This is a genomic window from Candidatus Eremiobacteraceae bacterium, assembly GCA_035710745.1.
GTDB lineage: Bacteria > Vulcanimicrobiota > Vulcanimicrobiia > Eremiobacterales > Eremiobacteraceae > JANWLL01.
The window spans coordinates 1-1,705 of sequence record DASTCX010000027.1 but is presented as its reverse complement, the minus strand read 5'-3'; the positions used below and the strand labels follow the sequence as shown (position 1 = coordinate 1,705).

Sequence of the window (1,705 nt, the reverse complement as noted above, 5' to 3'; positions counted from 1 at the left end):
GTGACGAGAGCGGTTCCGTCTCGACGCCAATCCGGGGGCGCTACTGCCGCTCGGACGCCCTCGACAGTCGCGAAGGTCTTGGAGATCGAGGCGGCGTCTCCCGTCTTCACGAGCGCGTCGAAGGGCGAGAGCGGGCCGCTGCCGATTCCCGAGTCGTTGAGGTTGTCGAGCGCGATGCGGGCCTGGCCCTGCTGCGCGAGTGAGCTTGCGCGCGGGTTCCCGAACTGAATCGTCGACGCAGCAACAACGAGCGCACCGAGGACCGAGAGGGAGACTGCAGCGGCAAGCCAGCGGTGGCGCACAACAAGCCGTGCCCACGAAGACCATGCACGGCTCGGTCGAGCGTCACGCTGGTTGCGCGGCCAGTCGACCTTCGGGCCGACCGTGGCAAGCACGACCGGCAGCAGCGTCACGCCGACAGCGACGCTGACCAGGGCGATCAGCAAGCCGGCGATCCCGATGCTGCGCAGGGCGGGAATCGGCACCGCGAGCAACGCCAGGAGTGAGATGCCAACGGTGGTCCCGCTGAAGACCACAGCGGAGCCTGCGTGCTGCATCGCATTCAGGACGGCTTGGTCGTTCGTGATACCCGGCTGCTGCCGTTCTTCCCTCCAGCGGACGACAATCAGGAGTGCGTAGTCGATCGCGATCCCTAGGCCGATCAGTGCCACCAGGAACTGCACGATCACCGAAACGCTCGTAACGGTCGCGAGCGGCCAGATCAGGAGAAAGGTCGTCGGGATGGCGACGACCGCCATCAGCAGCGGGATGACCGCGGTGAACGAGCGGAACACGAAGGCGAGCACGAGGAGCGCGCCGAGTGCCGCCAGGAGCGTCCCGATCAACACGCCTGTTCCGGTGCCGCCTGTGTCGTTTCCGGTTGCGCGGAGTGCGTCGAGCCCGGTGACCCGCACGCTCGCCCCTCGGACGGTGACACCGGCCAGTGCCTTCTGTGCGAGCCGTGCTTCCGGCTGTCCCTGGTCGACGCCACCGCGAGCGGGGATGTCGACGAGCGCGAACGTCGTGCGGCCGTCGGCCGAGACGAACGACCGGTCGCCGGTCGAGGCGTAGGACGCGATCCGCGCCTTCGGAAGTGCGTTGCTCACGTGTGCGAGCGCAGCTGCGAGTTCGCTTCTGACGCCAGGGGAGTCAACCGTCGTGCCCTTCGGCAGCTGCACAACGGGGACAAGCGGAGCAACGTCGCCTCCGCTGCCGTAGATCGTGGCGATCTGCTGATTTGCTTCGAAGCCCTCGCGGCCAGGAACACTGAACTGCTGCGAGAGGGACTTCCCGGCCGGGCCGATCGCTGCAAACGCGGCGATCGTGACTGCCACCCAGAAGCCGGTGACGAGTCGTTTGTGCCTGAGGGTCCAGCGGGCGAGCGCGAGCATGGGCGTCTCCTGTCTGTTGCGGATCACGCCACTCAGGATTCGCTCGGGCGGCTGTCGCAACAATCGGCCGCAGGGCGATTTCTGGGGCGACCGAAGTCGATGGCTGCACCGACTTCGGTCGGGTGGGCAAGGGGGCGGGCGCGGCCTACGCTGGGCGACGATGAATCGTTTCCGCCTGCTCTTCGCTCCCGAGGAGGACGACGCACCCCCGGCGCAGCGGTCGCGCCGCGACTGGCTCGTCGACTGGTTGATCTTCGCCATCGCGATCGCGGGCGGCGGCGCGTCGCTCGCAAGCAGCATCCAGCACGGATTGC

General features: G+C 67.7%; 1 protein-coding gene. It reads right to left on the bottom strand.

The window, feature by feature from the left end; all coding sequences use genetic code 11:
* Window positions 1–1,418, bottom strand: a 1,418-nt coding sequence (locus VFO25_11200; protein HET9343467.1) for an MMPL family transporter, incomplete at its 3' end; no start/stop codon positions are given.
* Window positions 1,419–1,705: the final 287 nt, after the last annotated feature.